The 26,848-nt window shown below is 71.1% G+C and carries 24 protein-coding genes, 1 tRNA gene and 1 pseudogene; 11 read left to right on the top strand and 15 right to left on the bottom strand.

Features of this window, described 5'->3' with window-relative positions; genetic code table 11:
• From IF09_RS0104445 to IF09_RS0104435, 3 genes are read left to right on the top strand one after another with little or no spacing between them, the layout of a single operon-like run.
• Nucleotides 1–1,725 (top strand): branched-chain amino acid ABC transporter permease, encoded by a 1,725-nt coding sequence (locus IF09_RS0104445; RefSeq protein ID WP_037633871.1) that lies wholly within the window; start codon nt 1–3, stop codon nt 1,723–1,725.
• 5 nt (nt 1,726–1,730) lie between these two features.
• The gene (locus tag IF09_RS0104440) at nt 1,731–2,798 is read left to right on the top strand and encodes an ABC transporter ATP-binding protein (RefSeq protein WP_418953016.1); all 1,068 of its coding nucleotides are present in this window, start codon (nt 1,731–1,733) and stop codon (nt 2,796–2,798) included.
• Entirely contained in the window at nt 2,795–3,511 is a 717-nt protein-coding gene (locus tag IF09_RS0104435) for an ABC transporter ATP-binding protein (protein WP_030292121.1), read from the top strand. Before IF09_RS0104440 ends, IF09_RS0104435 begins: the two co-directional genes overlap by 4 nt.
• Before the next feature lie 67 nt (nt 3,512–3,578).
• Here the strand turns inward: IF09_RS0104435 and IF09_RS0104430 are convergent, their stop codons facing one another.
• A complete protein-coding gene (locus IF09_RS0104430; protein WP_051832085.1) occupies nt 3,579–4,253 on the bottom strand; it encodes an ANTAR domain-containing response regulator in 675 nt (224 codons plus the stop codon).
• A 75-nt stretch (nt 4,254–4,328) separates the two neighbouring features.
• On the opposite strand from IF09_RS0104430, the gene IF09_RS0104425 reads away from it, so the two are divergent.
• A tRNA-Leu gene (locus IF09_RS0104425) sits at nt 4,329–4,403 on the top strand.
• Between the two features lie 109 nt (nt 4,404–4,512).
• The gene (locus tag IF09_RS0104420; protein ID WP_030292117.1) at nt 4,513–5,244 is read left to right on the top strand and encodes a helix-turn-helix domain-containing protein; all 732 of its coding nucleotides are present in this window, start codon (nt 4,513–4,515) and stop codon (nt 5,242–5,244) included.
• 53 nt (nt 5,245–5,297) lie between these two features.
• Here IF09_RS0104420 and IF09_RS0104415 read toward each other — a convergent pair whose 3' ends face one another.
• The 4 genes from IF09_RS0104415 to IF09_RS0104400 form a co-directional block, all read right to left on the bottom strand.
• Nucleotides 5,298–5,759: a hypothetical protein gene (locus tag IF09_RS0104415; RefSeq protein WP_030292115.1), complete on the bottom strand. Its 462-nt coding sequence runs from the start codon at nt 5,757–5,759 to the stop codon at nt 5,298–5,300.
• 101 nt (nt 5,760–5,860) lie between these two features.
• Nucleotides 5,861–7,288: a pyruvate kinase gene (gene pyk / locus IF09_RS0104410; protein WP_030292113.1), complete on the bottom strand. Its 1,428-nt coding sequence runs from the start codon at nt 7,286–7,288 to the stop codon at nt 5,861–5,863.
• 150 nt (nt 7,289–7,438) lie between these two features.
• A complete protein-coding gene (locus tag IF09_RS0104405) occupies nt 7,439–7,954 on the bottom strand; it encodes a GNAT family N-acetyltransferase (RefSeq protein WP_030292111.1) in 516 nt (171 codons plus the stop codon).
• A complete protein-coding gene (locus tag IF09_RS0104400) occupies nt 7,951–8,652 on the bottom strand; it encodes an SIMPL domain-containing protein (RefSeq protein ID WP_030292109.1) in 702 nt (233 codons plus the stop codon). Before IF09_RS0104400 ends, IF09_RS0104405 begins: the two co-directional genes overlap by 4 nt.
• A 146-nt stretch (nt 8,653–8,798) precedes the next feature.
• Between IF09_RS0104400 and IF09_RS0104395 the strand changes: the two genes are divergently transcribed.
• Nucleotides 8,799–10,625 (top strand): bifunctional metallophosphatase/5'-nucleotidase, encoded by a 1,827-nt coding sequence (locus tag IF09_RS0104395; protein WP_030292107.1) that lies wholly within the window; start codon nt 8,799–8,801, stop codon nt 10,623–10,625.
• A 72-nt stretch (nt 10,626–10,697) separates the two neighbouring features.
• Here IF09_RS0104395 and IF09_RS0104390 read toward each other — a convergent pair whose 3' ends face one another.
• From IF09_RS0104390 to IF09_RS0104365, 7 genes and pseudogenes are all read right to left on the bottom strand, one after another.
• Nucleotides 10,698–11,831 carry an ALF repeat-containing protein gene (locus IF09_RS0104390; RefSeq protein ID WP_030292105.1) on the bottom strand — a complete coding sequence of 378 codons (1,134 nt, stop codon included), beginning with the start codon at nt 11,829–11,831 and terminating at the stop codon, nt 10,698–10,700.
• 128 nt (nt 11,832–11,959) lie between these two features.
• On the bottom strand, nt 11,960–13,369 hold the full coding sequence (locus tag IF09_RS0104385) for a lysine N(6)-hydroxylase/L-ornithine N(5)-oxygenase family protein (RefSeq protein WP_037633861.1): 1,410 nt from the start codon (nt 13,367–13,369) through the stop codon (nt 11,960–11,962).
• Nucleotides 13,366–14,766 carry a pyridoxal phosphate-dependent decarboxylase family protein gene (locus IF09_RS0104380; RefSeq protein ID WP_051832081.1) on the bottom strand — a complete coding sequence of 467 codons (1,401 nt, stop codon included), beginning with the start codon at nt 14,764–14,766 and terminating at the stop codon, nt 13,366–13,368. The genes IF09_RS0104385 and IF09_RS0104380 overlap by 4 nt, the downstream gene beginning before the upstream one ends.
• A 311-nt stretch (nt 14,767–15,077) precedes the next feature.
• Entirely contained in the window at nt 15,078–17,579 is a 2,502-nt protein-coding gene (pepN, locus tag IF09_RS0104375) for an aminopeptidase N (protein WP_030292094.1), read from the bottom strand.
• A gap of 46 nt (nt 17,580–17,625) precedes the next feature.
• Nucleotides 17,626–17,964, bottom strand: a complete 339-nt coding sequence (locus tag IF09_RS45450) for a chorismate mutase (RefSeq protein WP_030292092.1) — start codon at nt 17,962–17,964, stop codon at nt 17,626–17,628.
• Nucleotides 17,965–18,333: 369 nt separating this feature from the next.
• A pseudogene (locus IF09_RS48410) lies at nt 18,334–18,483 on the bottom strand (DNA-binding response regulator); the annotation flags it as partial.
• Between the two features lie 172 nt (nt 18,484–18,655).
• Nucleotides 18,656–19,438: a serine protease gene (locus IF09_RS0104365; protein ID WP_030292091.1), complete on the bottom strand. Its 783-nt coding sequence runs from the start codon at nt 19,436–19,438 to the stop codon at nt 18,656–18,658.
• 134 nt (nt 19,439–19,572) lie between these two features.
• Between IF09_RS0104365 and IF09_RS0104360 the strand changes: the two genes are divergently transcribed.
• A complete protein-coding gene (locus tag IF09_RS0104360; RefSeq protein ID WP_030292087.1) occupies nt 19,573–20,466 on the top strand; it encodes a hypothetical protein in 894 nt (297 codons plus the stop codon).
• A gap of 200 nt (nt 20,467–20,666) precedes the next feature.
• Here IF09_RS0104360 and IF09_RS0104355 read toward each other — a convergent pair whose 3' ends face one another.
• Nucleotides 20,667–22,142, bottom strand: a complete 1,476-nt coding sequence (locus IF09_RS0104355; protein WP_051832080.1) for an MFS transporter — start codon at nt 22,140–22,142, stop codon at nt 20,667–20,669.
• A 108-nt stretch (nt 22,143–22,250) separates the two neighbouring features.
• On the opposite strand from IF09_RS0104355, the gene IF09_RS0104350 reads away from it, so the two are divergent.
• Nucleotides 22,251–22,724 (top strand): MarR family winged helix-turn-helix transcriptional regulator, encoded by a 474-nt coding sequence (locus IF09_RS0104350; RefSeq protein ID WP_030292075.1) that lies wholly within the window; start codon nt 22,251–22,253, stop codon nt 22,722–22,724.
• A gap of 13 nt (nt 22,725–22,737) precedes the next feature.
• Here the strand turns inward: IF09_RS0104350 and IF09_RS0104345 are convergent, their stop codons facing one another.
• The gene (locus IF09_RS0104345; RefSeq protein ID WP_030292073.1) at nt 22,738–23,646 is read right to left on the bottom strand and encodes an SDR family oxidoreductase; all 909 of its coding nucleotides are present in this window, start codon (nt 23,644–23,646) and stop codon (nt 22,738–22,740) included.
• A 1-nt stretch (nt 23,647) separates the two neighbouring features.
• Nucleotides 23,648–24,412, bottom strand: coding sequence for an SDR family oxidoreductase (locus IF09_RS0104340; protein ID WP_030292071.1), 765 nt, complete (start codon nt 24,410–24,412; stop codon nt 23,648–23,650).
• Nucleotides 24,413–24,472: 60 nt separating this feature from the next.
• On the opposite strand from IF09_RS0104340, the gene IF09_RS0104335 reads away from it, so the two are divergent.
• The 3 genes from IF09_RS0104335 to IF09_RS0104325 are packed head-to-tail and all read left to right on the top strand — an operon-like array spanning nt 24,473 to nt 26,843.
• The gene (locus IF09_RS0104335) at nt 24,473–25,261 is read left to right on the top strand and encodes an enoyl-CoA hydratase family protein (protein ID WP_051832078.1); all 789 of its coding nucleotides are present in this window, start codon (nt 24,473–24,475) and stop codon (nt 25,259–25,261) included.
• Complete coding sequence (locus tag IF09_RS0104330; RefSeq protein ID WP_030292063.1) at nt 25,258–26,109, top strand: CoA transferase subunit A; 852 nt, start codon at nt 25,258–25,260, stop codon at nt 26,107–26,109. Before IF09_RS0104335 ends, IF09_RS0104330 begins: the two co-directional genes overlap by 4 nt.
• Entirely contained in the window at nt 26,106–26,843 is a 738-nt protein-coding gene (locus IF09_RS0104325; protein WP_030292061.1) for a CoA-transferase subunit beta, read from the top strand. Before IF09_RS0104330 ends, IF09_RS0104325 begins: the two co-directional genes overlap by 4 nt.
• Nucleotides 26,844–26,848: the final 5 nt, after the last annotated feature.

Here is a 26,848-nt window from a genome sequence, read left to right as displayed (position 1 = left end):
ATGACCAACGAAGCAACCCTCCCGCTCGACGCCGAAGCCACCGGTGCCGTCTCCCGCACCGCACTGCTCTACACGGTCATCGGCGGAAGCCTGCTGACCGTCGTCAGCGCCTTCCTCGCCTGGACCTGGACCGCCGAGTTCCCCGGTGACCTCACCTACTACGGCAGCCCGGCCCCCATCCAGTTCCTGAGCCTCGTCGGCGCCCTCCTCACCGCCGCCCACGCGCTCTCCGCGCTCGGCGTCAAGGGCCTGCGCTGGCTCACCCCGACCGGCGCCCGCAAGCCCGTGTGGATCCTCTCGCTCGGCACCCTCGCCGGCACCTGGTTCACCGTCGTCGCCATCGCATGGGTCCTCGGCGGATTCGTCCACCTGGAGCCCGGCGCCTACGTCGCCCTCATCGGCTCGCTCATCCCGGCCCTCGCCGCGTACAAGCTCACCGACGACAGCCACAAGGCGGCCCCCGCCAAGAAGCTGCCCTCCTGGGGCGAGATCCTCATCATCATCGCCGCCTTCGCCGTCGGCCTCTACGTGGTCACCTTCGGCATCGACACCGATGACAAGGAACCGCAGCTCTTCGTCACGTACCTGATCATCGTCGGCTTCGCGGCCTTCGCCCTGCTCAAGTCCGGTCTCTTCGACCGACTCGGCCTCCTCACCGCGAAGAACCGCCAGGTCACCCTCATCGGTACCGCGGCCGCCGCGATCACGTTCCCGTTCATCCAGCAGAGCGGCGACACCTACACGCTCATCGCGGTCAACATCCTGATCTTCGCGACCGTCGCCCTCGGCCTCAACGTCGTCGTCGGCCTCGCAGGCCTCCTCGACCTCGGTTACGTCGCCTTCCTCGGCGTCGGCGCCTACGCCGCCGCCCTGGTCTCCGGAAGCACCGCCTCCGCCTTCGGCATCCAGCTCCCCTTCTGGGCAGCGGTCATCGTCGGCGCCCTCGCCTCGCTCATCTTCGGCGTGATCATCGGAGCACCCACCCTCCGCCTGCGCGGCGACTACCTCGCCATCGTCACCCTCGGCTTCGGAGAAATCTTCCGCATCGCCATGGGCAACCTCGACGGCACCTCCGGCCCCGACATCACCAACGGCCCCAACGGCATCCCGAACATCCCCCACCTCGAACTCTTCGGGTGGAACTTCGGGGAGTCGCACACGGTCGGCGGCATCGTCCTCGGCGCCTACGCCAACTACTACTTCCTGATGCTGCTCGTGATGGCACTCGTCATCCTGGTCTTCGCCCGTGCCGGCAACAGCCGCATCGGCCGCGCCTGGGTCGCCATCCGCGAAGACGAGACCGCCGCCGAAGCCATGGGCATCAACGGCTTCAAGGTCAAGCTCATCGCCTTCGCCCTCGGCGCCACCCTCGCCGGCCTCGCCGGCACCGTCCAGGCACACGTCAACAGCACGGTCGTCCCCGAGAACTACGTCTTCGCCGGGCCCGTCCCGCCGAACTCCGCGTTCCTCCTCGCCGCCGTCATCCTCGGCGGCATGGGCACCATCCGCGGCCCCATCCTCGGCGCCGCACTGCTCTTCCTGATCCCGGCGAAGCTGGCCTTCCTCCAGGACTACCAGCTCCTCGCCTTCGGCATCGCCCTCATCCTGCTCATGCGCTTCCGCCCCGAAGGCCTCATCGCCAACAAGCGCGCGCAGCTCGAGTACCACGACGACACCGCTGACCAGGCCCCCACGGACCTGGCCACCGCCAAGGCGGGGGCGTGAACACCATGACCACCACAGACACCACCACGACGACCACCGTCCTCGATGCCAGCGGCGTCACCATGCGCTTCGGCGGCCTCACCGCCGTCAAGGCCGTCGACCTCAAGGTCAACGCGGGCGAGATCGTCGGCCTCATCGGCCCCAACGGCGCCGGCAAGACCACCTTCTTCAACTGCCTCACCGGGCTGTACGTCCCCACCGAGGGAACCGTCAGCTACAAGGGCACGGTCCTGCCGCCCAAGCCCCACCTGGTCACCAGCGCCGGCATCGCCCGCACCTTCCAGAACATCCGGCTCTTCCACAACATGACGGTGCTGGAGAACGTCCTCGTCGGACGCCACACCCGCACCAAGGAAGGCCTCTGGTCCGCCCTCCTGCGCGGCCCCGGCTTCAAGAAGGCCGAAGCCGCCAGCGAGGCACGGGCGATGGAACTCCTGGAGTTCATCGGCCTCCAGAACAAGGCCCAGCACCTCGCCAAGAACCTCCCCTACGGCGAACAGCGCAAGCTCGAAATCGCCCGCGCCCTCGCCAGCGACCCCGGCCTCATCCTCCTCGACGAGCCGACCGCCGGCATGAACCCGCAGGAGACCCGCGCCGCCGAAGAACTCATCTTCGCGATCCGGGACATGGGCATCGCCGTACTCGTCATCGAGCACGACATGCGCTTCATCTTCAACCTCTGCGACCGCGTCGCCTGCCTCGTCCAGGGCGAGAAGCTCATCGAAGGCACCGCAGCCGAGGTCCAGGGCGACGAGCGCGTCATCGCCGCCTACCTCGGCGAGCCCTTCGAAGGCGACCCGGGCGCGGCGGAGGCCGCCGCGGTCGAAGCCGCCGAGGCGAACGCGGCGGCGGAGGCACCGGCCGAGGCCGAAGCGGAGGCACCGGCAGAAGCCGAAGCCGAGGCGGACGCCGAAGCCGAAGCCGAGGCGGACGCCGACGCGGAGCCGGACGCCGAGGGCGAGGCCGAGGCGGAAGCCGACGCGGAGCCGGACGCCGACGCCGACGCCGACGCGGACTCGGACAGCACCACCGGCACCACCAGCACCACCAGCACGGACGGAGACGCCAAGTGACCGCACTGCTCGAGGTCCAAGACCTCAAGGTCGCCTACGGCAAGATCGAAGCCGTCAAGGGAATCTCCTTCGAGGTCAACGAAGGCGAAATCGTCTGCCTCGTCGGCACCAACGGCGCCGGCAAGACGACCACCCTCCGCACCCTCTCCGGACTCCTCAAGCCCGCCGGCGGCACCATCACCTTCGACGGCAAGCCGCTCGCACAGGTGCCCGCCCACAAGATCGTCTCCCTGGGCCTCGCCCACTCCCCCGAGGGACGCCACATCTTCCCCCGGCTGACGATCGCCGAAAACCTCCAGCTCGGCGCCTTCCTGCGCACCGACAAGGAGGGCATCGAGAAGGACATCCAGCGCGCCTACGAGATGTTCCCCATCCTGGGCGAACGCCGCAAGCAGGCCGCCGGCACCCTCTCGGGCGGCGAGCAGCAGATGCTCGCCATGGGCCGGGCCCTCATGTCCCAGCCCAAGCTGCTCATGCTGGACGAGCCCTCCATGGGCCTCTCCCCCCTCATGATGCAGAAGATCATGGCGACCATCGCCGAACTCAAGGCCCAGGGCACCACCATCCTGCTCGTCGAGCAGAACGCCCAGGCCGCCCTCTCGCTGGCCGACCAGGCCCACGTGATGGAGATCGGCAAGATCGTGCTCTCCGGCTCCGGCCAGGAGCTCCTCCACAACGAGGACGTCCGCAAGGCGTACCTCGGCGAGGACTAGAGATCCGCTCAAGCCTGAGGCCCGCCACCGTCCCCCGGTGGCGGGCCTCACACGTACGCGCCGCGCGCTACTTCGCGGCGTTCTTCTTCTCCTCGGCGTCCTCGATGACCGCCTCGGCAACCTGCTGCATGGACATGCGGCGGTCCATGGAGGTCTTCTGGATCCACCGGAACGCAGCAGGCTCGGACAGCCCGTACTGCGTCTGCAGAATGCTCTTCGCACGGTCCACGAGCTTGCGCGTCTCCAGCCGCTGCGAGAGGTCCGCGACCTCCTTCTCCAGCGCCCGCAGCTCCGCGAAACGCGACACCGCCATCTCGATGGCCGGCACCACGTCGCTCTTGCTGAACGGCTTCACCAGGTACGCCATGGCCCCGGCGTCCCGCGCCCGCTCGACCAGGTCTCGCTGCGAGAACGCGGTCAGCATGAGTACGGGGGCGATGGACTCCTCCGCGATCTTCTCTGCCGCGGAGATCCCGTCGAGGACCGGCATCTTCACGTCGAGGATCACCAGGTCGGGCCGGTGCTCCCGGGCCAGCTCGACGGCGGTCTGCCCGTCCCCGGCCTCGCCGACCACGGCGTAGCCCTCCTCCTCGAGCATCTCTTTCAGATCGAGACGGATGAGCGCCTCGTCCTCGGCGATGACGACGCGGGTCGTCAGCGGCGGAACGTGCGACTGGTCGGCGTCGGGCGTGGGCGTCGACTCGTGCTCGGCGGTCACTGGAGGCTCCTCTTTGCGGGGCATAACAAACTCCCCTGAGCCTACCTAGCTACGGTAAGGTGGTCTCGCGTAGGGCTCCCCCGAGCCTTCGTTTCTTAGGCCCCAGTACTCCAACTGGTCAGAGAGGCCGCTCTCAAACAGCGGACAGTGTGGGTTCGAATCCCACCTGGGGCACTTTGCTTAGATTCCATGGTCACGTGATTACCACGTGACCATCACTCGTTTCAGCGAAGCGTGCCGGAATGCGCCACGTGAGCGAATTGCGCGCGGCAGCGTCGACCACATGTACGACATCGCCACCCGCATGCACGCACTGGACTTGCTGGCCGACGGGCGCAGCATGAACTCCGTCAGCAAGGAAACCGGGATATCCCGGTCCGCCATCCGTGCGTGGCAGGAACGCATCGAACCGCTGCCCCGCATCAACGCGGCACCTTGCTCCGGCCCCGACCACGCGGCGTCCTACGTCTATCTCCTCGGCCTCTATCTCGGCGATGGCTGCATCAGCCCGCACCCCCGCGGCGGGCACCACTTGCGAATCGCCTGCGCCGACGCGTGGCCAGGGCTGATCGAGCTGTGCCGCGCAGCGATCACCGCCGTGCGACCCGACCACAAGGTCTACGTGCTGCAACGCCAGGGCTGCGTGGCCGTCACCAGTTACGGACGGCACTGGACCTGCCTGTTTCCGCAGCACGGGCCGGGCAAGAAGCACGAGCGGCGGATCGTCCTCGAAGGGTGGCAGCAGGAGATCGTCGACGCCCACCCGTGGGAGTTCGTCCGGGGGCTCATTCATTCCGACGGGTGTCGGATCACCAACTGGACCGTCCGGAACGGCAAGCGGTACGAGTACCCGCGGTACTTCTTCACGAACAAGTCGGCTGACATCACCAGGCTCCTGACCAGCACGCTGGATCGCCTCGGCGTCGAGTGGAAGCAGGCGAATGCCTGCAACGTGTCCGTCGCCCGCAAGGCGTCCGTCGCGCTGATGGCCGCCCACATCGGGCCGAAGTACTAGATCGGGTCGGGGCCGTTGCGGTGCCGCGCCGGGCGGGATGCGGCACCGGCCGGCTACGGCAGGTCGCCGTCGCCGCCGAGGTGGGCGACCATGCGGCGCAGGGTGTCGGTGGTTGCCGCGTACGTGGCGTCGTCGGTGCCCTGGCGGTAGCGGGAGTGGACCTCGGCGTTGCGGTCATGGGCGCGGCTGCGGCCTTCTTCGCCTGCCCGGGTGAGGGCGAGGGTGCCGTCCTCGGATTTCTTCAGCCGGCCGCGGGCCGTCAGGTCGTCGTGGAGGGCGGTGAAGTCGGTGTTCTGGCCGTCGAAGGGGGCCAGTTTGTCGGTGAGGGGCGTCCTGGTCCGGGTTCCGGGGGATCCTGCGACGTGGTTGAGCGTCCACCAGTGGCGCCGGGTGAGGTCTTCCTCGGCGAGCGCGGCGCGTAGGGCGCCGATGACCAGGGCGGCAGCTTCGCGGCTCCAGTGGCCGATGGGCTGGGCGGCGAGTCGGTCCTGGGGGTGGGTCTTGCTCGTCGTCATGCGCGGCACCGTAGGACCTCGGGTCAAGTTGAGGTCAGGGCGTCTTGCCGCGTGGCCGCGTCGGGCGGGATGGGGCCCGACGCGGTGGGGGTGCGGAGGGGTCAGCGTACGGGGTCGCCGATGTGGTGGACGCGGACCAGGTTGGTGGATCCGGTGACGCCGGGGGGTGAGCCGGCGGTGATGACGACGATGTCGCCGGGGACGCAGCGGCCGATGCGCAGGAGTTCTTCTTCGACTTGGGCGACCATGGCGTCGGTGGATTCGACGTGGGGGCCGAGGAAGGTTTCGACTCCCCAGGTGAGGTTGAGCTGGGAGCGGGTGGCGGGGTCGGGGGTGAAGGCGAGGAGGGGGATGGGTGAGCGGTAGCGGGAGAGCCGGCGGACGGTGTCGCCGCTCTGGGTGAAGGCGACGAGGAATTTGGCGCCGAGGAAGTCGCCCATTTCGGCGGCTGCGCGGGCGACGGCTCCGCCTTGGGTGCGGGGCTTGCTGCGTTCGGTGAGCGGGGGAAGGCCCTTGGCGAGGATGTCTTCTTCGGCGGCTTCGACGATGCGGGACATGGTCTTGACGGTCTCGACGGGGTATTTGCCGACGCTGGTTTCGCCGCTGAGCATGACGGCGTCGGTGCCGTCGATGACGGCGTTGGCGACGTCGGAGGCTTCGGCGCGGGTGGGCCGGGAGTTGTCGATCATCGAGTCGAGCATCTGGGTGGCGACGATGACGGGTTTGGCGTTGCGCTTGGCGAGTTTGACGGCGCGCTTTTGGACGATGGGGACTTGTTCGAGGGGCATTTCGACGCCGAGGTCGCCGCGGGCGACCATGATGCCGTCGAAGGCGGCGACGATGTCGTCGATGTTCTCTACGGCTTGGGGCTTTTCGATTTTGGCGATGACGGGGAGGCGGCGGCCTTCTTCGTCCATGATGCGGTGGACGTCTTCGATGTCGCGGCCGCTGCGGACGAAGGAGAGGGCGATGACGTCGGCGCCGGTGCGCAGGGCCCAGCGGAGGTCGTCGATGTCCTTCTCGCTGAGGGCGGGGACGGAGACGGCGACTCCGGGGAGGTTGAGTCCCTTGTGGTCGGAGACCATGCCGCCCTCGATGACGAGGGTCTGGACGCGGGGGCCGTCCACGCCGGTGACTTCGAGGGTGACGCGGCCGTCGTCGACGAGGATGCGTTCGCCGGTGGTGACGTCGGTGGCGAGGCCTTTGTAGGTGGTGCCGCAGGTGTGGCGGTCGCCTTCGAGGTCTTCGACGGTGATGGTGAATTCGTCGCCGCGTTCAAGGAGTACGGGGCCTTCGGCGAATCGGCCGAGGCGGATCTTCGGGCCTTGAAGGTCGGCGAGGATGCCGACGCTGCGGCCGGTTTCGTCGGAGGCTTTGCGTACGCGCTGGTAGCGCTCCTCGTGTTCGGCGTAGGTGCCGTGGCTGAGGTTGAGGCGGGCGATGTCCATTCCGGCTTCGACCAGGGCTTTGATCTGGTCGTATGAGTCGGTGGCGGGGCCCAGGGTACATACGATTTTTGCTCGGCGCATGGGGCGAGCGTATGCCCCTACCAGGCAGTAGGAAATTGGATCCCGGTGTCCACTCAACAACCGTTGGGCAAAAGGTTGTTGACAATTGTTGAATGTGCGCGGGGGTGCTCTGATGAGCACCCCCGGGGGTGTCGTCGGTGCGCTTTTTGATCAGTTCCGGGGGGCGAGCGGGCGTTCGTGGCGGATGCCGGGGCGGCCGTCGACGGTGGTGGTCTCGACCTGGGTGAATCCGTTGCGCCGTAGGACGGTCAGGGACGCCGGGTTGTCGAGGGTGGTGACGGCGGTGAGGCGGGTGAGCCCGTACGTGCTGCCTGCGAGGCGGCAGATTTCGGCGACGGCGGCGGTGGCCGTGCCGCGGCCGGCGGATTGTTCGCCGATGCGGTAGCCGAGTTCGGCGCTGCCGTCCTCGATGTCGATGAGGTTGACGCGGCCGGTCAGGGTGCCGTGGCGGGTGATGAGGACGTGGAAGTGGGACAGGCCGGTGTCCTGTTCGGCGAGCAGGGCGCGGTGGCGGTGGGCGAATTCGGTGAAGTAGGCGTCGCCGCGGTCGGGGATGGTCCGTGCGAAGTACGCGCGGTTTTCCCGTTCGAAGTCGAGGAGGGCGGGGGCGTGGTCGGCGCGGAGTCGCTCCAGGGTCCATGCGCCGGTCGGGGCGGCGGCGTTCACAGTCGGGGAGGGGTCATGGTGAAGCGGGCGTTGACCTGGGCGTAGACGGTTTGGCGCTGGGGTTCGAGGTCGAGGGGCGGGGCGGCTTCTTCGGTGGTGCTGAAGGCCATGGTGCGCATGCCGCTGCCCGAGGCGGCCGGCTGGAAGTTGACGGCGTTTTCGGCGCCGAGGTCGGCGAGTTCGACGAGGGCGGAGAGGTCGGCGCCGAGGGCGGAGGCGTATTCGCGGGCGCGTTGGACGGCTTCGAGTACGGCTTTGCGGCGGGCTTCGCCGTGGGCGGGTGAGGTGGGGCGCAGGGCCCACCAGGGGCCGTCGACGCTGGTGAGTTCGAGGTCGGCGAGGCGGGTGGTGAGTTCGCCGAGGGCGGTGAAGTCGGCGAGTTCGGCGGTGATGTGGACGCGGCCGTGGTAGGCGCGGATGCGTTCGGCGCGGCCGTGGCGGGTGAGTTCGGGGTTGATGGAGAAGGCGCCGGTTTCGAGTTTTTCGACGGCGTCGCCGTAGCTTTTGACGAGGTCGAGGACGGTGTTGTTGCGGCGGGTGAGGTCTTGGAGGGCGGTGCGTCGGTCGGTGCCGCGGGCGCTGACGGTGATGCCGATGCGGGCGATTTCGGGGTCGACTTCGAGGCGGGCTTCGCCGCGGACGGCGACGCGGGGGGTTTCGGGGGTTCCGTAGGGCTGGTGCGGGGCGTCCTGGGTCATGGTTTCACTGTCGCACTGCCGGCCGGGCGGGTCGGTGGTCATCGGATCGAAACCTGTGGGGGGTGTTGCGGGTTGTTACCGATCGGTCAGAATCTACGCGCGTTGTTCACGCTTCGAGATCTGTTCGCCTCACAAGGGGAGATGGCATGGCGTTCGACCGTAGGACGTTTTTGGGTACTTCGGCCGCGACGGGTGCGGCTGTTGCGCTGGCGGGGGCTGCGGGCGCTCCGGCCGCCGCGGCCGAGGTGGCCCCCGGGGCGGCCGGGGCCGCGGCCGGCGCCGCCGGGAAGTCGCGTACGTACTCGTTCACCGTGATGGGGACGACGGACCTGCACGGGAACGTCTTCAACTGGGACTACTTCACCGACAAGGAGTTCGACGACAAGGCGCACAACGACGTCGGCCTGGCGAAGATCTCGACGCTCGTGAACCAGGTGCGGGCGGAGAAGGGGCGTTGCAACACGCTGCTGATCGATGCGGGTGACACGATCCAGGGCACGCAGCTGTCGTACTACTACGCGAAGGTGGATCCGATCACCGCGCGGCGCGGTCCGGTGCACCCGATGGCGCAGGCGATGAATGCGATCGGCTACGACGCGGCGGCGCTGGGGAACCACGAGTTCAATTACGGCATACCGGTGCTGCGCAAGTTCGAGGAGCAGTGTGATTTCCCGCTGCTGGGGGCGAACGCGCTGGATGCGAAGACGCTGCGGCCGGCGTTCGCGCCGTACAGCATGCACCGGCTGCGGACGCCGCACGGGCGGGATGTGAAGGTGGCGGTGCTGGGGCTGACGAACCCAGGGATCGCGATCTGGGACAAGGCGAACGTGCAGGGGAAGATGACGTTCCCGGGGCTGGAGGAGCAGGCGGCGAAGTACGTGCCGAAGCTGCGGTCGATGGGTGCGGACGTGGTGATCGTGTCGGCGCACTCGGGTTCGAGCGGTACGTCTTCGTACGGTGACCAGTTGCCGTACGTGGAGAACGCGGCGGGTCTGGTGGCGGAGCAGGTGCCGGGGATCGACGCGATCCTGGTGGGGCACGCGCACACGGAGATCCCGGAGTACCGGGTGAAGAACAAGGCGACCGGCAAGGACGTGGTGCTGTCGGAGCCGCTGAAGTGGGGGCAGCGGCTGACGCTGTTCGACTTCGAGCTGACGTGGGCGAAGGGCTGCTGGTCGGTGGCGAAGGTGTCGGCGCGGGTGCTGAACTCGAACACGGTCGCCGAGGACCCGGAGATCACCCGGCTGCTGTCGGACGAGCACCGCAAGGTCGTGGCGTACGTGAACCAGGTGATCGGTACGTCCACGCAGGCGATGTCTTCGGCGGAGGGGCCGGTCAAGGACGTCGCGATCATCGATCTGATCAACCATGTGCAGGCGGACACGGTGAAGGGGGCGCTGGCGGGGACGCAGTGGGCGGCGCTGCCGGTGCTGTCGCAGGCGTCGTGCTTCTCGCGTACCGCGTCGATTCCGGCCGGGCAGGTGACGATCAAGGATGCGGCGGGCCTGTACCCGTTCGAGAACACGATGGAGGCGCGGCTGCTGACGGGTGCGCAGCTGAAGGACTATCTGGAGTACTCGGCGCGGTACTACGTGCAGACGGCGCCGGGTGCTCCGGTGGACCCGGCGAAGCTGACGAACTCCGAGAGCATCCCGGACTACAACTACGACGCGGTGTACGGACTGGCCTACGACATCGACATCGCGCAGCCGGTGGGTTCGCGGATCTCGGGGCTGTCGTTCCAGGGGAAGGCGGTGGATCCGGCTGCGGAGTTCGTGCTGGCGGTGAACAACTACCGGGCGTCGGGTGGCGGGAACTTCCCGCACGTGCCGCAGGCGAAGCAGCTGTGGGCGAATTCGGAGGAGATCCGTAACACGATCATCCAGTGGGTGAAGGCGAAGGGGACGATCGACCCGGCGCAGTTCGCGTCGGTGGACTGGCGGCTGACCCGGGCCGGGGTTGCGGTGTTCTAGGCGGGGCGAGGCGGGGCGGGGTGGCCGGCCGTGGTGTGGTGCGGCCGGCCACCCTTGGTGGTACGGGTCCGGTCAGCCTTCCGCGCCGGCGCGGCGCATCCGGGCGGCGAGGAGCAGTCCGGCGCCGGCGATGAGCGCGGTGCCCGCGCCGCCGGCGATCAGGGTCGTGTTGTCGCCCGCGCCCGTGGTGGCGAGGGGTGCGCCGTTGTGGCCCTGGGCGGTGGTGGCCGTGTTGCCGGTGGGCGCGGCGCCGGTACCGGAGCCGTTGCCCTGGTCCTGGCCGTCCTTGCCGGGGGTGGGCTTGTCCTTGGCCGCCTTGTCCTTGGCCGCCTGGTCCTTGGCGCGGGCCTCGTGCTGGCCCGTCTTGAGGAACTCGGCCCGGTCGGCGGCGGTGCCCGCGAGCGCGGCGCGGCCCGCCTTGACGAGTTCCGGACCGCCGCCGTCGATGATCTTGGCGATGGCGACGCGGTTGTCCTGGTCGCGCAGCTCGTACTGGGTCACTTCCAGGAAGTGGCGCAGCTCGGCCGGGGTGGGCGATCCGTTCATGAGCTTGCTGATCGCCTCGCTGAGGATCGGGCCGTCCCAGCTTTCGTCGATGCGGGCCAGTTCGACCAGGTCGTCGGAGGCCTGTGCGAGGAAACGGCCGGTCTTCAGGAACTCCGCGCGGTCGGCGGGGGTGCCCCGCAGTGCCTTCTTGCCGGCTTCCTTCACGGCGGGGCCGCCGGTGCCGATCAGTCGGGAGATCTCGACCTTGTTGTCGTCGTCGCGCAGCTCGTGCTGGGTCACGTCGTAGAAGTGGCGCAGCTTTTCGATGTCGTCTCCGCTGCTGAGGACCTTGTTGATGCCCTCCTTCAGGCCGGGGCCCGCGGCGGGGAGGAGACGGAGGATCGCGATGCGGTAGTCGTCGATGCGGATCTTGTGCTGGTCGACTTCGATGAACTTCCGCATGGCCTGTGGGCCGTCGGCGATGGCCTTGCGGCCGGCTTCCTTCATGAACTCGCTGGCCATCGGGTGGGCGATGATCGCGAGGATGGTCTTGCGGTCCTCTTCGGCCTGGTCGGGCGCGGGCTGGTCCGGCGTGGTCGGTGCCGGCTGGTGGCCCGCGGCCGGGGCGTCGGGGCCGGCGGCGAACGCCGGCGACGCGATGAGGACGGCCGGAGCAAGGGCAGCGGTGGTGACCGCTGCGGCGATCCGGGAAAACTTCACAGACAAAACCCCCTGGAAACGTTTCTTCGCCAGAAGAGACGTTCGGCCTGTGCAGATAGTTGTACGGGTAACGTTCCCGCCCCTCGAGGCGTGCGGGGCGGGGCTCGGTCACCGGACGGCAGTACCTCTCAGGGGTGGTCGACGAGGGGGCGGAGTTCGCCCGCAGGGCGGGGACGGGTGTGCTCCCGTTGTTCGAGGCCGAAGGTGGTGAAGGCGGTGCGGGCGGGCTGGGGGTAGGGCTCCTTGCCGGTGAGGGTGTTGAGGATGGCGGCGCTGCGCCAGGCGGCGAGGCCGAGGTCGGGGGCTCCGACGCCGTGGGTGTGGCGTTCGCCGTTCTGGACGAAGACGCTGCCGGTGACGGAGGGGTCGAGGATCATGCGGTGGCGTTCGTCGATGCGGGGGCGGCCGGAGGAGTCCTTGCGCAGGTAGGGGTCGAGTCCTGCGAGGAGCCTGGTGAGGGGGCGTTCCTTGTAGCCGGTGGCGAGGACGACGGCGTCGGTGGTGAGGCGGGAGCGGGTGCCCTGCTGGGTGTGTTCGAGGTGGAGTTCGACCTTGGTGGTGGCGACGCGGCCGGCGGTGCGGACGCTGACTCCGGGGGTGAGGACGGCGTCGGGCCAGCCGCCGTGGAGGGTGCGGCGGTAGAGCTCTTCGTGGATGGCGGTGATGGTGGTGGCGTCGATGCCCTTGTGGAGTTGCCATTGGGCGGGGACGAGCTGGTCGCGTACGGGTTCGGGCAGGGCGTGGAAGTAGCGGGTGTAGTCGGGGGTGAAGTGTTCGAGGCCGAGCTTGGAGTACTCCATGGGGGCGAAGGAGGGGGTGCGGGCGAGCCAGGTGAGGCGTTCGCGGCCGGCGGGGCGGGAGCGGAGCAGGTCGAGGAAGACCTCGGCTCCGGACTGGCCTGATCCGATGACGGTGACGTGGTCGGCGCCGAGGATGCGCAGGCGGTTGTCGAGGTAGTCGGCGGAGTGGATGACGGGGACGGTGGGGGCTTCGGCGAGGGGGCGCAGGGGTTCGGGGACGTAGGGGGCGGTGCCGATGCCGAGGGCGAGGTTGCGGGTGTAGGTGCGGCCGAGGGCTTCGGCTTCGCCGTCGGTGTCGAGTTGGGTGTGGTCGACTTCGAAGAGGTCGCGTTCGGGGTTCCAGCGGACGGCGTCGACCTGGTGGCCGAAGTGGAGTCCGGGCAGGCGGCCTGCGACCCAGCGGCAGTAGGCGTCGTATTCGGCGCGCTGGATGTGGAACTGCTCGGCGAAGTAGAAGGGGAAGAGCCGTTCCTTTTGCCTGAGGTAGTTGAGGAAGGTCCAGGGGCTGGTGGGGTCGGCGAGGGTGACGAGGTCGGCGAGGAAGGGGACCTGGAGGGTGGTGCCGTCGATGAGGAGTCCGGGGTGCCAGCGGAAGTCGTGGCACTGGTCGTAGAAGGCGGTGGCGAGTTCGCCTGCGCCTTGGTGGGGGAGGCCGTGGGCGAGGGCGGCGAGGGACAGGTTGAAGGGGCCGATGCCGATTCCGACGAGGTCGTGGGGTGCATCGAGCTGGGCGGTCATCGGTGGGTGCTGCCTTCCAGGAGGGTGATGAGGGTGTCCAGGTCCCGCGCTGTGGTGTGGGGGTTGAGCAGGGTGGCTTTGAGCCAGAGGCGGCCGTCGGCGGTGGCGCGGCCGAGTACGGCGTGGCCGCCGAGGAGGAGGGTGCGGCGCAGGGCGGCGAGGTGGGTGTCGTCGGTGTGGGTGGGGCGGAAGAGGACGGTGCTGATGGTGGGGGGTGCGTGGAGTTCGAAGCGGGGGTGTGCGTCGAGGAGGCGGGCGAGGTGGTGGGCGAGTTCGCAGGTGCGGTCGATGAGGTGGGCGAGGCCGTCGCGGCCCAGTGAGCGCAAGGTGGCGGCGATCTTGAGGGCGTCGGGGCGGCGGGTGGTGCGCAGGGAGCGGCCGAGGAGGTCGGGGAGGCCGGCTTCGGTGTCGTCGGTGGCGTTGAGGTAGTCGGCCTGGTGGGCGAGGGGGGCCAGCAGGGCGGTGTCGGGGACGGCTAGGAGGCCTGCGGCGACGGGTTGCCAGCCGAGTTTGTGCAGGTCGATGGTGATCGACCGGGCGCGTTGCAGGCCGGTGAGGGCGCGGCGGTGGCGGGGGCTGAGGGCGAGCAGTCCCCCGTACGCGGCGTCGGTGTGGAGGTCGGCGCCGTACTGGGCGCACAGGTCGGCGATGGGGTCGAGGGGGTCGATGAGGCCGGCGTCGGTGGTGCCGGCGGTGGCGGTGACGAGGACGGGCCCGGGGGTGGTGGCGAGGGCTTCGGCGAGGCGGGCGGGGTCGAGGGTGCCGGCGGGGGTCGGGAGGGCGCGGGCGGGCGGCAGGCCGAGGAGCCAGGCGGCGCGGGGGACGGAATGGTGGGCGTTGGCTCCGTGGAGGACGGTCAGGCCGGGTCCGTGGCGTTCGCGGGCGAGGAGCAGGGCGAGTTGGTTGGCTTCGGTGCCGCCGGTGGTGACGAGGGCGTCGGGGTGGGGGGTGTCGTAGAACTCGGCGGCGAGGGTGCGGGTGAGGAGGGCTTCGATCGCGGAGGCGGCGGGCGCCTGGTCCCAGGAGTCGAGGGAGGGGTTGAGGGCGGAGGCGGCGAGGTCGGCGGCGGCTGCGACGGCGAGGGGCGGGCCGTGGAGGTGGGCCGCGCACAGGGGGTCGGCGGGGTCGGCGGCGCCGGCGGCGAGGGTGTGCACGAGGGTCCGGAGCGCCTCGTGATCGCCGTGGCCCTTTTCGGGGAATACGTCGCCCAGTGCGGCGGTGACGCGGGCCGCAAGGGCGTCGGGGAGGCCGGCCGGAATCGGCCCGCCGCGCTCCTGGGCTCCGGTGTGGAGGGCTTCGAGGACGGTGTCGAGGAGGGGCCGCAGGGCTTCGGCGCCGGGGCGGCCGCCGGCGAGCGGGTGCGGTGGGGGCGGCGGGTTGCCGGGCGGCGCGGTCATGCGGTGTCCTCACGGGAACGGGGTCTGCGGCAGGGTGCCGGCCCTGTCGTGGGGTGCCTGGCGCCGGGCGCTGCTGCGGTGACAGCCGGGTGGCCCGACGTGTACAACGATCAGACCCGAATGGGGTAACCGCCGGGGTTTGCCCGAACGTTGGTTTCCGCCGGGCGACGGCGGGCCCGCGGCCCGGGAACGGGGGCCGGGAACGGGGGCCGGGAACGGGGCCGGGAACGGGGGCCGGGAACGGGGCCGGCCGCCGCCCCCCGGCCGGTGTCGGCGGGGGCGGCGGCCGGGGAAGCGGCGCGCCGGGGGCGTCAGGAGGCGCGGACGCGGAGGGCGCGGGACAGGTCGTCGAGCTGGTCGACGAGCTTGCGGCGCAGTGCGGGGACGATGGACGGGTCGGCGAGGGCGGTGTGGCCGGCGTCGAGGTTGTCCTCGTCCACGGCGTGGCCGGGGAAGGCGTAGCGGCCGGCGGCTTCGGCGATGGCGGGGCCGCGGCGGGCGCCGAGGGCGATGGCGTCGGTGTAGAAGCGGGGCACGTAGTCCCGTACGAGGTCGGCCTGTTCGGGCTGCCAGAAGCCCTGGGCGGTGGCGCTGAAGAGGTAGTTGGAGAGGGAGTCGTCGTGGAAGAGGCGCTCCCAGGCGGCGGCCTTGGCCTCGGCGGTCGGGAGGGCGGCGCGGCAGCGGGCGGCGCCTTCCTCGCCTGTGGCGCTGGGGTCGGCTGCGAGGGCGGCGTCGATCTCGCGTTCGCCGACGGCGCCCAGGACGGACAGCCGGGCGAGGATGCGCCAGCGCAGTTCGGGGTCGAGTTCGGGGCCGCCGGGCACGGTGTCGTCCTCGAGCCAGGCGGCGAGGGTGTCGGGCTGGGTGGCGGCGTCGATGAGCGCGCGTACGGCCGCGAGCCGCAGCCCGGGGTCGGAGCCGTCCTCGGTGCGGCGCAGCAGGCCGCGGGCGGTGAGGGTGAGGGTGGCGAGGGCCTCGGTGCGGTCTTCGGGGGCGAGGTAGCGGTCGGCGATGTGGTGGCGGGCGAAGGCGAGGACGCCCTGGACGATGGCCAGGTCGGCTTCCTCGGGCAGGTGTGCGCCGGCGGTGGCCAGGTAGGCGGCGGGTTCGAGTTCGCCGTCGCGGACCATGTCGCGCAGGGAGTTCCAGACGACGGCCCGGGTGAGGGGGCCGGGGATGGCGGACAGCTTGCGCAGGGCGGTTTCGACGGAGGTGTCGTCGAGGCGGATCTTGGCGTAGCTGAGGTCGCCGTCGTTGAGGACGAGGAGGGGCGGGCGGGGGCCGCTGACGGAGACGATCTCGTCGGAGGGGATGTCGATGGTGAGGGGTTCGCGCGGCTCGAGGGTGTCGTCGGGGTCGCGGTCGTAGAGGCCGACGGCGATGTGGTGGGGGCGGGTGCCGTGGTGGTCGACGGTGAGGGTCCAGCCGCCGTGGCTCTCTTCGATGCGGGGGGTGAGGGTGTCGATGCCGGTGGTGCGCAGCCAGATGTCGGCCCAGGCGTGGACGTCGCGGTCGGTGTGGGCGGCGAGGGAATCGACGAAGTCTGCGAGTGAGGCGTTGGCGAACCTGTGGCGGGTGAAGTGGGTGTTGATGCCGGCGAGGAAGTCCTTCTCGCCGAGCCAGGCGACGAGTTGGCGCAGCGCGGAGGCGCCCTTGGCGTAGGAGATGCCGTCGAAGTTGAGGAGGGCGCTGGCGGTGTCGGGTACGGCGTCGGGGTCGGGGGCGACGGGGTGGGTGGTGGGCCGCTGGTCGGCGTCGTAGCCCCAGGATTTGCGGTTGACGCCGAATTCGGTCCAGGTGCCGGTGAAGCGGGTGGCTTCGGTGAGGGTCTGGTAGCCCATGTACTCGGCGAACGACTCGTTCAGCCAGATGTCGTCCCACCAGCGCAGGGTGACGAGGTCGCCGAACCACATGTGGGCCATCTCGTGGGCGATGACCATGGCGCGGGTCTGGCGTTCGGTGTCGGTGACGGCGGAGCGGAAGACGAATTCGTCGCGGAAGGTGACCAGGCCGGGGTTTTCCATGGCGCCGGCGTTGAACTCGGGGACGAAGGCCTGGTCGTAGGAGTCGAAGGGGTAGGGCTCGGAGAACTTCTCGTGGTAGCGGTCGTAGCAGTCGGTGGTGACGGACAGGATTTCCTCGGCGTCGGCGTCGAGGTGGGGGGCGAGGGACTGCCGGCAGTGGATGCCGAAGGGGAGTCCGGCGTGTTCGGTGCGGATGCTGTGCCAGGGGCCGGCGGCGACGGCGGCGAGGTAGGTGGAGATGACGGGGGTGGGGGCGGACTTCCAGATGCCGGCGCCGTCGGTGTCGCGGTTGCCGGTGCGCTCGGTGATGCCGTTGGCGAGGACGGTCCAGTGGGCGGGGGCGGTGACGGTGAACTCGAAGACGGCCTTGAGGTCGGGCTGGTCGAAGGCCGGGAAGACGCGCTGGATGTCGTCCATGAACATCTGGGTGTAGACGTACGCCTCGCCGTCCGCGGGGTCGGTGAAGCGGTGGAGGCCTTCGCCGGTGCGGGAGTAGCGCATGCGGGTGGCGATGCGCAGCTCGTGGGGGCCTTCGCCGAGGCCGGTGAGGGGGAGGCGGTTGTCGGCGAGGGTGTCCGGGTCGAGGGGGCTGCCGTCGAGTTCGGCGGAGTGCAGTTCGTCCGGTTTCAGCTCCACGAAGGTGTCCGCGGCGGTGCGGGCGGTGAACCGGATGACGGTCGTGGACTCGAAGGTGTCGTCGCCGCCGGTGAGGTCGAGGGTGACGGCGTAGTGGTGGACGTCGAGGAGCTGTGCTCGGAGCTGCGCTTCGTTGCGCGTCAGTGCGGACATGGGGCCCATGCTGCCCGAAGGGTGGGCCCCGGTCGTCTGCTCCGGCCTACTCTTCGCCCGCAGCGATCGTCTCGTGGTGGCGGATGACCTCGGCGATGATGAAGTTGAGGAGCTTCTCGGCGAACGCGGGGTCGAGTTTGGCGTTCTCGGCGAGCTCGCGGAGCCGGGCGATCTGGCTGGCCTCGCGGGTCGGGTCGGCCGGGGGCAGCTGGTGCTTGGCCTTGAGGTGGCCGACCTGCTGGGTGCACTTGAAACGCTCGGCGAGCATGTGGACGACGGCGGCGTCGATGTTGTCGATGCTGTCGCGCAGGCGGGCCAGCTCGGCGGTGACGTTCTCGTCGATGGCGCCGGTCGCGGCGGCTTCGTCGGGGGCGCTGTTGTTCATGGTTCCCGAGAATACGTGGCGTTCGCGTGTGGTTCCCGGGCGAGTCGGTCCGTGAGACGGACGGGTCCGGTGCCGGCCGGTCAGGGGGCGGTCGGAGGGGGAGAACGGCTGTGACCAGCGGCCTCCTTCGGGGGCCGGGCCGGCGGTGAGGGAGCCGTCAGGGCTTCGGCGCGTTCGGCCGTGCCGGCGAGGCCGCAGCCGCAGCCGTAGCCGCCGCGGGCGTGGTCGGAGATCCAGACGCGGCGTGCGGGAGGCCGGGCCGGCGGGCCGCCTCGGCTGTGGCGGGCCGGGGGCCATTTCGCGTAGCAGTCGTACGGGGATGGCGGGTGAGACGAGGGCTTCTGCGGCGGCCGCCGCGCGGACCGCCTCAACCAGCATCGCGGGGCTGGCGTCTTTCAGGAGGAAGCCGGATGCTCCTGCGTGGAGCGCGGCGTGGACGTACTCGTGGAGGCCGAAGGTGGTGACGATCACGATGCGCGGACCGTTCCGGCCTGCGAGCCGCCGGGTGATCTCGCGGCCGCTCTCCCCTGGGACCGGCGGGCGCGCGGGCCGGCGAGCGGGCGGGGCCGGGGCGGCGGTGTTCCGGTCGCGTGCCGCTCCGGCCGGCCTTACGGGCGTACGGTGCGCCGCGCCTCGCCCTTCCGGCCCGGGTCCAGGGGGTGTACTCGGCCGGAAGGACGAGGCGTGGGGCTCAGAGGGTCGCGGCCGCGTTCTTGATGGCCGTGGCGAAGGTGGAGACCTCGGTGTAGACGCCGGGGAAGTCGGGCCGGGCGCAGCCCTCGCCCCAGCTGACTATGCCGACCTGGATCCAGGCGTTGTTGTTGTCGCGGCGGAACATGGGGCCGCCGGAGTCGCCCTGGCAGGTGTCGACGCCGCCTTGGGGCAGCCCGGCGCAGATCTCCTCGTTGGGGACGAGGTCGTTGCCGTACGAGCTCTGGCAGCTGGCGTCGGAGACGAACGGCACGGTGGCCTTCATCAGGTAGCGCTGCTGGCCGCCGCCTTCGCGGGTGGCGCCCCAGCCGGCGACGGTGAAGGTTCCGTTGTCGAAGGCCTTGGTGTCGGCGATCTTGAGGGTGGGCAGGTTGACGGGCTTGGCGAGCTTGATGAGGGCCCAGTCCTTGCCCTTGCCGTTGTAGCCGGGGGCCTGGAGGACCTTGGTGGATTTGACCTTGATGGCGCTGGAGCTGTTGAGGTCGACGACTCCGGCGGTGGCGGTGATGGAGGTGTTGTTGCCGGAGCCGCTGACGCAGTGGGCTGCGGTGAGGACGATCTGCTGGGTGTAGAGGGCGCCGCCGCAGCCCATGGAGAGGCGGACCATGAAGGGGAACTCGCCCTGGGCGGCGCGGGTGCCGCCGACGACGGGGGCCTGGGAGGCACTGGCGGCGGCGGGCTGGAGGCTGACGGCGGCGAGGGCGACTGCGCCGACGGCGAGGGTGCGCTTGATGAGCGCGGCAAGGGTGGACACGGTCAACACACTGCCTTTCGTGGGGGGTTGGGCCGTGCGCGTCATCGGGTGAATGACACGTACATGTCACACCCACCTCTCGCCGGACATCAAGAACGCATTTTCGGACAACCTGCGGGACGATGTGCGGCGCGGAGGGCGCCATGACGCGCATCAGCCGGTCCGGCAGCCCCGTCGAGCACGGATTCCCCCATCTCGACACCGTCCGCGACGCGATCACGGCACTGTTCCGGCGGCTCTCGTACGAGGGGGTCCGGGCCTACGGCACGAGTTTCGCGCCCGCCGACGCGGCCTTCCCCGCCGACGACGACCTCCACCTCGGCGCGCACCGCGTCGCCTCGGCGATCGTGCGCGCGCTGCGTCTGCCCGATGCCCGGATGGTGGTCTGCTTCCGGGCGATGGAGGAGGCCGCCACCGTGGAACTGGCCGCGGGGCCCGAGTACTTCATCGAGGTCAACGACCGCTTCCGCACCCACCGCCGCGATCTGGCCGCCGCCCTGGCCCACGAGGTCACGCACGTCCTGCTGCACCGGCTGGACCTGCGCTTCCCCACCACCGCCGACAACGAGGTCCTCACCGACACCGCCGCCGCCTACCTCGGCGTCGGCTGGCTGCTCCTCGACGCCTACCGCGAGGACGAGCTCACCCACCAGAAGCTCGGCTACCTCACCCCCGAAGAGTTCGGCTACGTCCTCGCCCGGCGCGCCCTGCTGCCCGGCGGGGGCGAGGACCCGTCCACCTGGTTCACCAGCCCCCAGGCGTACGAGGCGTACGTGCGCGGCCGCGAGCTCGCCGGGCGGGAGCTGCGCCGGGCCCCCCTCGCCGCCGCGGACCGGGCACAGCGGCGCCGCTACGCCCGGGACCGGCGGGCGGGCTCCGCCGCGCCGGGGGCCTCGTACGGCTTCGAGGAGCACCCGGCGGGGACGCGGGTCAGCTTCCCGTGCCCGGTGTGCGGGCAGCGGCTGCGGCTGCCGGTGCGCGGGCCGGTGCGCGCCCGCTGCGGGCTGTGCCGCACGGTGCTGGACTGCGACACCTGACCGGAGCCGGGGCCCGGCGAACGCGGCGCGGACGAGGGACAAGATGTCGGCTGAGAGCGGTTCAAGTCATGGCCGGGGTGGGTAGTCATACCCCATCGCACGAGTGAAGGATCCGGCCCCGACCCCCCCGCCAGGGGGCCGGGGCCGTCTCCTGTGCCGGGCCCGTCCGGGACTTCGCCCCGCCGCTCCCCCGGCAGCGGTTACGCCGGGACCGGTTCGGCGTCCGAGAGCGCCGGTCCGGGGGACACCGCCGTGCGCGGCAGGGCCAGGCAGAGTACGGCGCTGAGCAGGAATCCGGCGGTCACCCAGGGCATGGCGGTGGTCAGTGCGTGCGTGGGGCCGCCGTCGGCGAGGGCGCCGAAGAAGACGCTGCCGATGACGGCCGCGCCCAGGGCTCCGCCGAACTGCTGGGCGGTGGAGAAGATCCCTGAGGCTCCGCCCGCGATGTCGGCGGGGACGGCGGACAGGACGACGTTGACCAACGGCACGACCAGGAAGCCGAGTCCGGCGCCCGCGACGAGCAGGCCGGGGACGAGCGGCCAGGCCCCGGTGTGCGCGGCGGTGGAGGCGGAGACGGCGTACCAGACCCCGGCGAAGCCGCCTGCCATGAGCAGCGCGCCGGCGGCGAGCACGAGGCGGCCGAAGCGGACGGCGAGGGTGTCGGCGACGGGGGCGGTCAGGAAGCCGCCGGCGGAGAAGGCGACGGTGAGCACGCCGGCCTGCATCGGGGTGTAGCCCTCGCCGCCCTGCAGCCAGATCGCGAAGACCAGGAAGAAGCCCTGCATGCCGACGGCGAAGAGCAGTTGGACGGCGAGGCCGACGGAGAAGGCGGGGAGCCGGAAGGCGCGGGCGGGCAGCAGCGGTACGGTCGCCGTGCCGCGCCGGCGGGCTTCGAGGACACCGAGGCCGATGACGGCGAGGACCCCGGCGGCCAGGCACAGCCAGCCCCACAGCGGCCAGCCGCCCGCCTCGCCCTGGACGAGCGGCAGCACGACGGCGATCAGGGCGCCGGCGAGGACGAGGCTGCCGGCCAGGTCGGGGCGGCCGGCGCCGCGTTCACGGGTGGCGGGGACCAGGACGGCTCCGGCCACGCAGGCGGCCAGGGCGACGGGCACGTTGACGAGGAAGACGGACCGCCAGCCCCAGCCGAACAGGTCGGCGTCGGTGAGCAGACCGCCGAGCAGCAGTCCGACGGCGGAGGCGAAGCCGGCGACGGCGCCGTACATCCCGAAGACGGCGCCGCGCTCCTTGCCCTGGAACAGGGTGCGGAAGGAGCCGAGCACCTGGGGCATCAGCAGGGCGGCCATGACGCCCTGCACGGCGCGGGCGGCGATCAGCTGGCCGGGGCTCTGGGCGATGCCGCAGCCGAGGCTGGCGAGCCCGAATCCGGCGGTCCCGGCCAGGAAGAGGGCCTTGCGGCCGTACCGGTCGCCGAGGTGCCCGGAGACGATCAGGGTGGCGGCGAAGCCGAGGAGGTAGGCGGAGACGAGCCACTGCAGGGCACTCTGTGAGGCGTGCAGGTCGCGGCCGACGGAGGGGATGGCGACGTTGACGATGGTCACGTCGAGCAGGTCCATCAGCGCGGCGGCCATCATGACGACGGCGGCGGCCCAGCGGCGTGGATGGGGGGCGGCAGGCACGGGCGCGGGCAGGGGCACGGGCGAGGGCGCGGGCATGGCGGGCTCCAAAGTATTTCGTTCGGACGAACGAAAGACTGACACGGCGGCACGCGTGAGCGCAACTCTTTCGTTCGCCCGAACTAAACACTTGGTACGGTGGGTGCCATGAGCGACGAGACGGACCCCCGCCGGGAAGCGGTACTGGCCGAGCTGAACCGCACGGGCCGTGAGACGAGTGCGGCGACCGTGGTGTTCCACGAGGCCGCCGCCGCCAAGCAGGGGCTCAGCGCCACCGAGACGAAGACCCTGGACCTGCTCATGCGGCGCGGCCCGCTCACGGCGAAGGAGCTGTCCCAGCACTCGGGACTGGCCCCGGCCTCCGTGACGGGCCTGGTCGACCGGCTGGAGCGCAAGGGCTGTGTCCGCCGGGTCAAGCACCCGACGGACAAGCGGCGGGTCCTGGTGGAGGCGCTGCCGGAGCGGCTGGCGGAGATCCGGCCGGTGTTCGAGGATTGGGCCCGTGAGGTCGCGGAGCTGTGCGAGGAGTTCACGACGGCGGAGCTGGAGACGGTGATCCGCTTCCTCCAGGGCTCCAACGCCCGCCAACTGCGCGCGGCGGCCCGGCTGTCGGAGTCCTGACCCGGCGCCCCGGCTACCCGGCTCCGTAGACCGGGTGCGGGGGCTCGGATTCCGCGAGGAGTTTCGTCGCCGTCTCGCCCGCCTCGGCCGGGGTCCAGCGGGCCCCGCGGTCCGCCGTCGGGCCGGGGCGCCAGCCCTCCATCACCGTGATCCGGCCGCCCTCCGCCTCGAAGACCCGGCCCGTGACCCCCGCCGAGGCGTCCGAGCCCAGCCACACCACCAGCGGCGACACGTTCTCCGGGGCCATCGCGTCGAAGCCGCCCTCCCCCGGCGCCGCCATCGTCCCGGCGAACGTCTGCTCCGTCATCCGAGTCCGCGCCGCCGGGGCGATCGCGTTGACCTGGACCCCGTACCGGCCCATCTCCGCCGCCGCGACCAGCGTCATGCCGAGGATGCCGGCCTTGGCCGCGCTGTAGTTGCCCTGCCCGACCGAGCCCAGCAGCCCCGCCCCCGAAGAGGTGTTGACGACCCGCGCCGCCACCGGACGGCCCGCCTTCGCCTCGGCCCGCCAGTGCGCCGCGGCGTACTTCAGCGGCAGGAAGTGCCCCTTCAGGTGCACCCGCATCACCGCGTCCCAGTCCGCCTCCTCCAGGTTCACCAGCATCCGGTCCCGCAGGAACCCGGCGTTGTTGACCAGCGTGTCCAGCCGGCCGAACGCCGACAGGGCCGCCCCGACCAGCGAGGACGCGCCCTCGGGCGACGCGATGTCCTCGCCGTGCGCCACCGCCTCGCCGCCCAGCGCCCGGATCTCCGCGACCACCTGCCCGGCCGGACTGTCCTCCCCCGGCTGCCCGTCCAGGCCCACGCCCAGGTCGTTGACGACGACCTTCGCCCCCTCCGCCGCGAAGGCCAGTGCGTGGGCCCGGCCCAGCCCCCGCCCCGCGCCCGTCACGATGACCACACGACCCTCGGCAAGTCCCATCTCAACTCTCCCTGTTGACCGTTGCCGCATCCAGAAATGCCGGGCGCTCCCCGCCCCCGTGCACGAGCAGGCTCGCCCCGCTGACATACCCCGCCCGGCCGGAGGCCAGAAACACCGCCGCCGCCCCGACGTCCGCGGGCTCCGCCAGCCTGCCCAGCGGGACCGTCGCGCCCACGGCCGCGATCCCCGCCTCGTCCCCGTAGTGCAGGTGCGCGAGCTCGGTGCGCACCATGCCCAGCACGAGCGAGTTCACCCGTACCTCGGGCGCCCATTCCACGGCCATGGACCGGGCCAGGCTCTCCAGTCCCGCCTTCGCCGCCCCGTACGCGGCCGTCCCGGGCGAGGGCCGGGTCCCGCTGACGCTGCCGACCATCACCACCGAGCCGTGCGCCTCGCGCAGCAGCGGGTACGCCGCCAGCGAGGCCGTCATCGGCGCCACCAGGTTCAGCTCGACGATCCGCGCGTGCCGCTGCGCCCCGCCCTCCCCCAGCGGCCGGTACGGGGTTCCGCCCGCGTTGTTCACCAGGCAGTCGAGCCGCCCGTACCGGCGCCCGACCGCATCGAAGAACTCCTGTACGGCGGCCGGATCGCGCAGGTCAAGCGCGGTGAACGAGGCGGTGCGCCCGCCCGCGCACACCGCTTCGGGCGGCGGGCGGCGCGCGCAGACGACGACCTGCGCGCCCGCTTCGAGGAACGACCGGGCGATGCCGGCGCCGACGCCACGGGTTCCGCCGGTGACGACGACAACCCTCCCGTCGAGCTCCATGGGCTGCTACCTTCCTTCCTCACCTAACAAATGTTTGGTGGAAAGGTAGCTGATCCTCTCATGGGTGTCTCCACCTCAAGCCCCGGCAAGGGCATCGCACTGGTCACCGTCGACTTCCCACCCGTCAACGCGCTTCCCGTGCAGGGCTGGTACGACCTCGCCGACGCCCTGCGCGCGGCCGGCCGCGACCCGGAGGCCCGGTGTGTCGTGCTGGCCGCCGAGGGCCGCGGCTTCAACGCCGGCGTCGACATCAAGGAGATGCAGCGCGACACCGGCCACGCGGCGCTCATCGGCGCGAACCGCGGCTGCTACGAGGCCTTCGCCGCCGTCTACGAGTGCGAGGTGCCCGTCATCGCGGCCGTGCACGGGTTCTGCCTGGGCGGCGGCATCGGCCTCGTCGGCAACGCCGACGCGATCGTGGCGAGCGAGGACGCGGCCTTCGGACTGCCGGAGCTCGACCGGGGCGCCCTCGGCGCCGCCACCCACCTGGCCCGCCTGGTCCCCCAGCACCTGATGCGCGCCCTCTACTACACCTCGCGCACCGCCACCGCCGCGGAACTGCACGCGCACGGCTCGGTGTGGCGGGTGGTGCCGCGTGCGGGGCTGCGGGCGGCGGCCCTCGAACTCGCCGCCGAGATCGCCCGGAAGGACGGCTACCTCATCCGGCTGGCCAAGGCGGCCATCAACGGCATCGACCCCGTCGACGTACGGCGCAGCTACCGCTTCGAGCAGGGGTTCACCTTCGAGGCCAACCTCAGCGGGGTCGCCGACCGGGTCCGCGCCGCCTTCGGAGAGCCCGCAGAGGGAGAACTTGCAGAGGGAGAGCTTGCAGGGAAGGAGCGCTCATGACCGACAAGACGATGACCCCCGAAGAGGTGGTCGGGCAGCTGCGCAGCGGGATGACCCTGGGCATCGGCGGCTGGGGGTCGCGGCGCAAGCCCATGGCCCTGGTGCGGGCACTGCTCCGTTCCGAGATCACCGATCTCACCGTGATCTCGTACGGCGGCCCCGACGTCGGCCTGCTCGCGGCAGCCGGCCGGATCCGGAGGCTCGTCGCACCCTTCGCCACCCTCGACTCCATCCCGCTGGAGCCGCATTTCCGGGCGGCCCGCGAAAGCGGCGCCTTCACCCTCACCGAGCTCGACGAGGCCATGTTCATGTGGGGCCTGCACGCCGCCGCGAACCGGCTCCCCTTCCTCCCCGTCCGCGCCGGCCTCGGATCCGACGTCATGCGGGTCAACCCCGGGCTGCGCACCATCACCTCCCCCTACGCCGACGGCGAGGAGCTCGTCGCCGTCCCCGCCCTGCGCATGGACGCCGCACTGGTCCACCTCAACCGCGCCGACCGCCTCGGCAACGGCCAGTACCTGGGCCCGGACCCGTACTTCGACGACCTGTTCTGCGAGGCCGCCGACGCCGCGTACCTCTCCTGCGAACAGCTCGTGGAGACCGCCGAGCTCTCCAAGGCCGGGCCCCCGCAGTCCCTGCTGGTCAGCCGGCACTCCGTCACGGGCGTCGTCGAGACCCCGAACGGGGCGCACTTCACCTCCTGCGTCCCCGACCACGGGCGCGACGAGGCCTTCCAGAAGCTGTACGCGACCACCCCCTGGCCGGAGTTCTCCGCCCGCTTCCTGTCCGGCGGCAGCGAGCACGCCTACCAGTCGGCCGTCCAGACCTGGCACGAGGAGCAGAAGTGAGCACAGCGACGGCCGCCTCCCGGGCGGAGTACTGCGTGATCGCCTGCGCCGAGGCCTGGCGCGGCAACGGCGAGGTGCTCGCCAGCCCGATGGGCCTGATCCCGTCGTTCGGGGCCCGGCTGGCGAAGCGGACCTTCTCCCCCGACCTGCTCCTGACCGACGGGGAGGCCCTGCTCGTCGGCCTCGGCGGCGAGGCCGAGGGCTGGCTCCCGTACCGCCGCCACCTGACGATGGTCACCGGCGGCCGGCGGCACGTGATGATGGGCGCGAGCCAGATCGACCGGTTCGGCAACCAGAACATCTCCTGCATCGGCGACTGGGCCCGCCCGGCCCGTCAGCTCCTCGGGGTACGCGGAGCGCCGGTCAACACCCTGAACAATCCGGTGAGTTACTGGGTGCCGAAGCATTCCCCGCGGGTGTTCGTCGAGCGCGTCGACATGGTGAGCGGGGTGGGCTACGACCGGGCGGAGGCGGCCGGGGTGACCCGCTTCCACCGGCTCCCGCGGGTGGTCAGCGATCTCGGGGTCTTCGATTTCGCCGGTCCGGACCACTCGATGCGCCTGGCCTCGCTCCACCCGGGCGTCACCGTCGAACAGGTCCGGGCGGCCACCGGGTTCGACCTGGCGGTCGCCGGCGAGGTCCCGTACACGCGGGAGCCGACCGCCGAGGAGCTGCGGCTGATCCGCGAGGTGATCGACCCGAAGGGGCTGCGCGACCGGGAAGTGCGGGTCTGAGGCGA

This window comes from Streptomyces katrae, from assembly GCF_000717655.1.
Classification (GTDB): domain Bacteria; phylum Actinomycetota; class Actinomycetes; order Streptomycetales; family Streptomycetaceae; genus Streptomyces; species Streptomyces katrae_B.
This window is presented reverse-complemented; position numbering and strand designations above follow the sequence as displayed.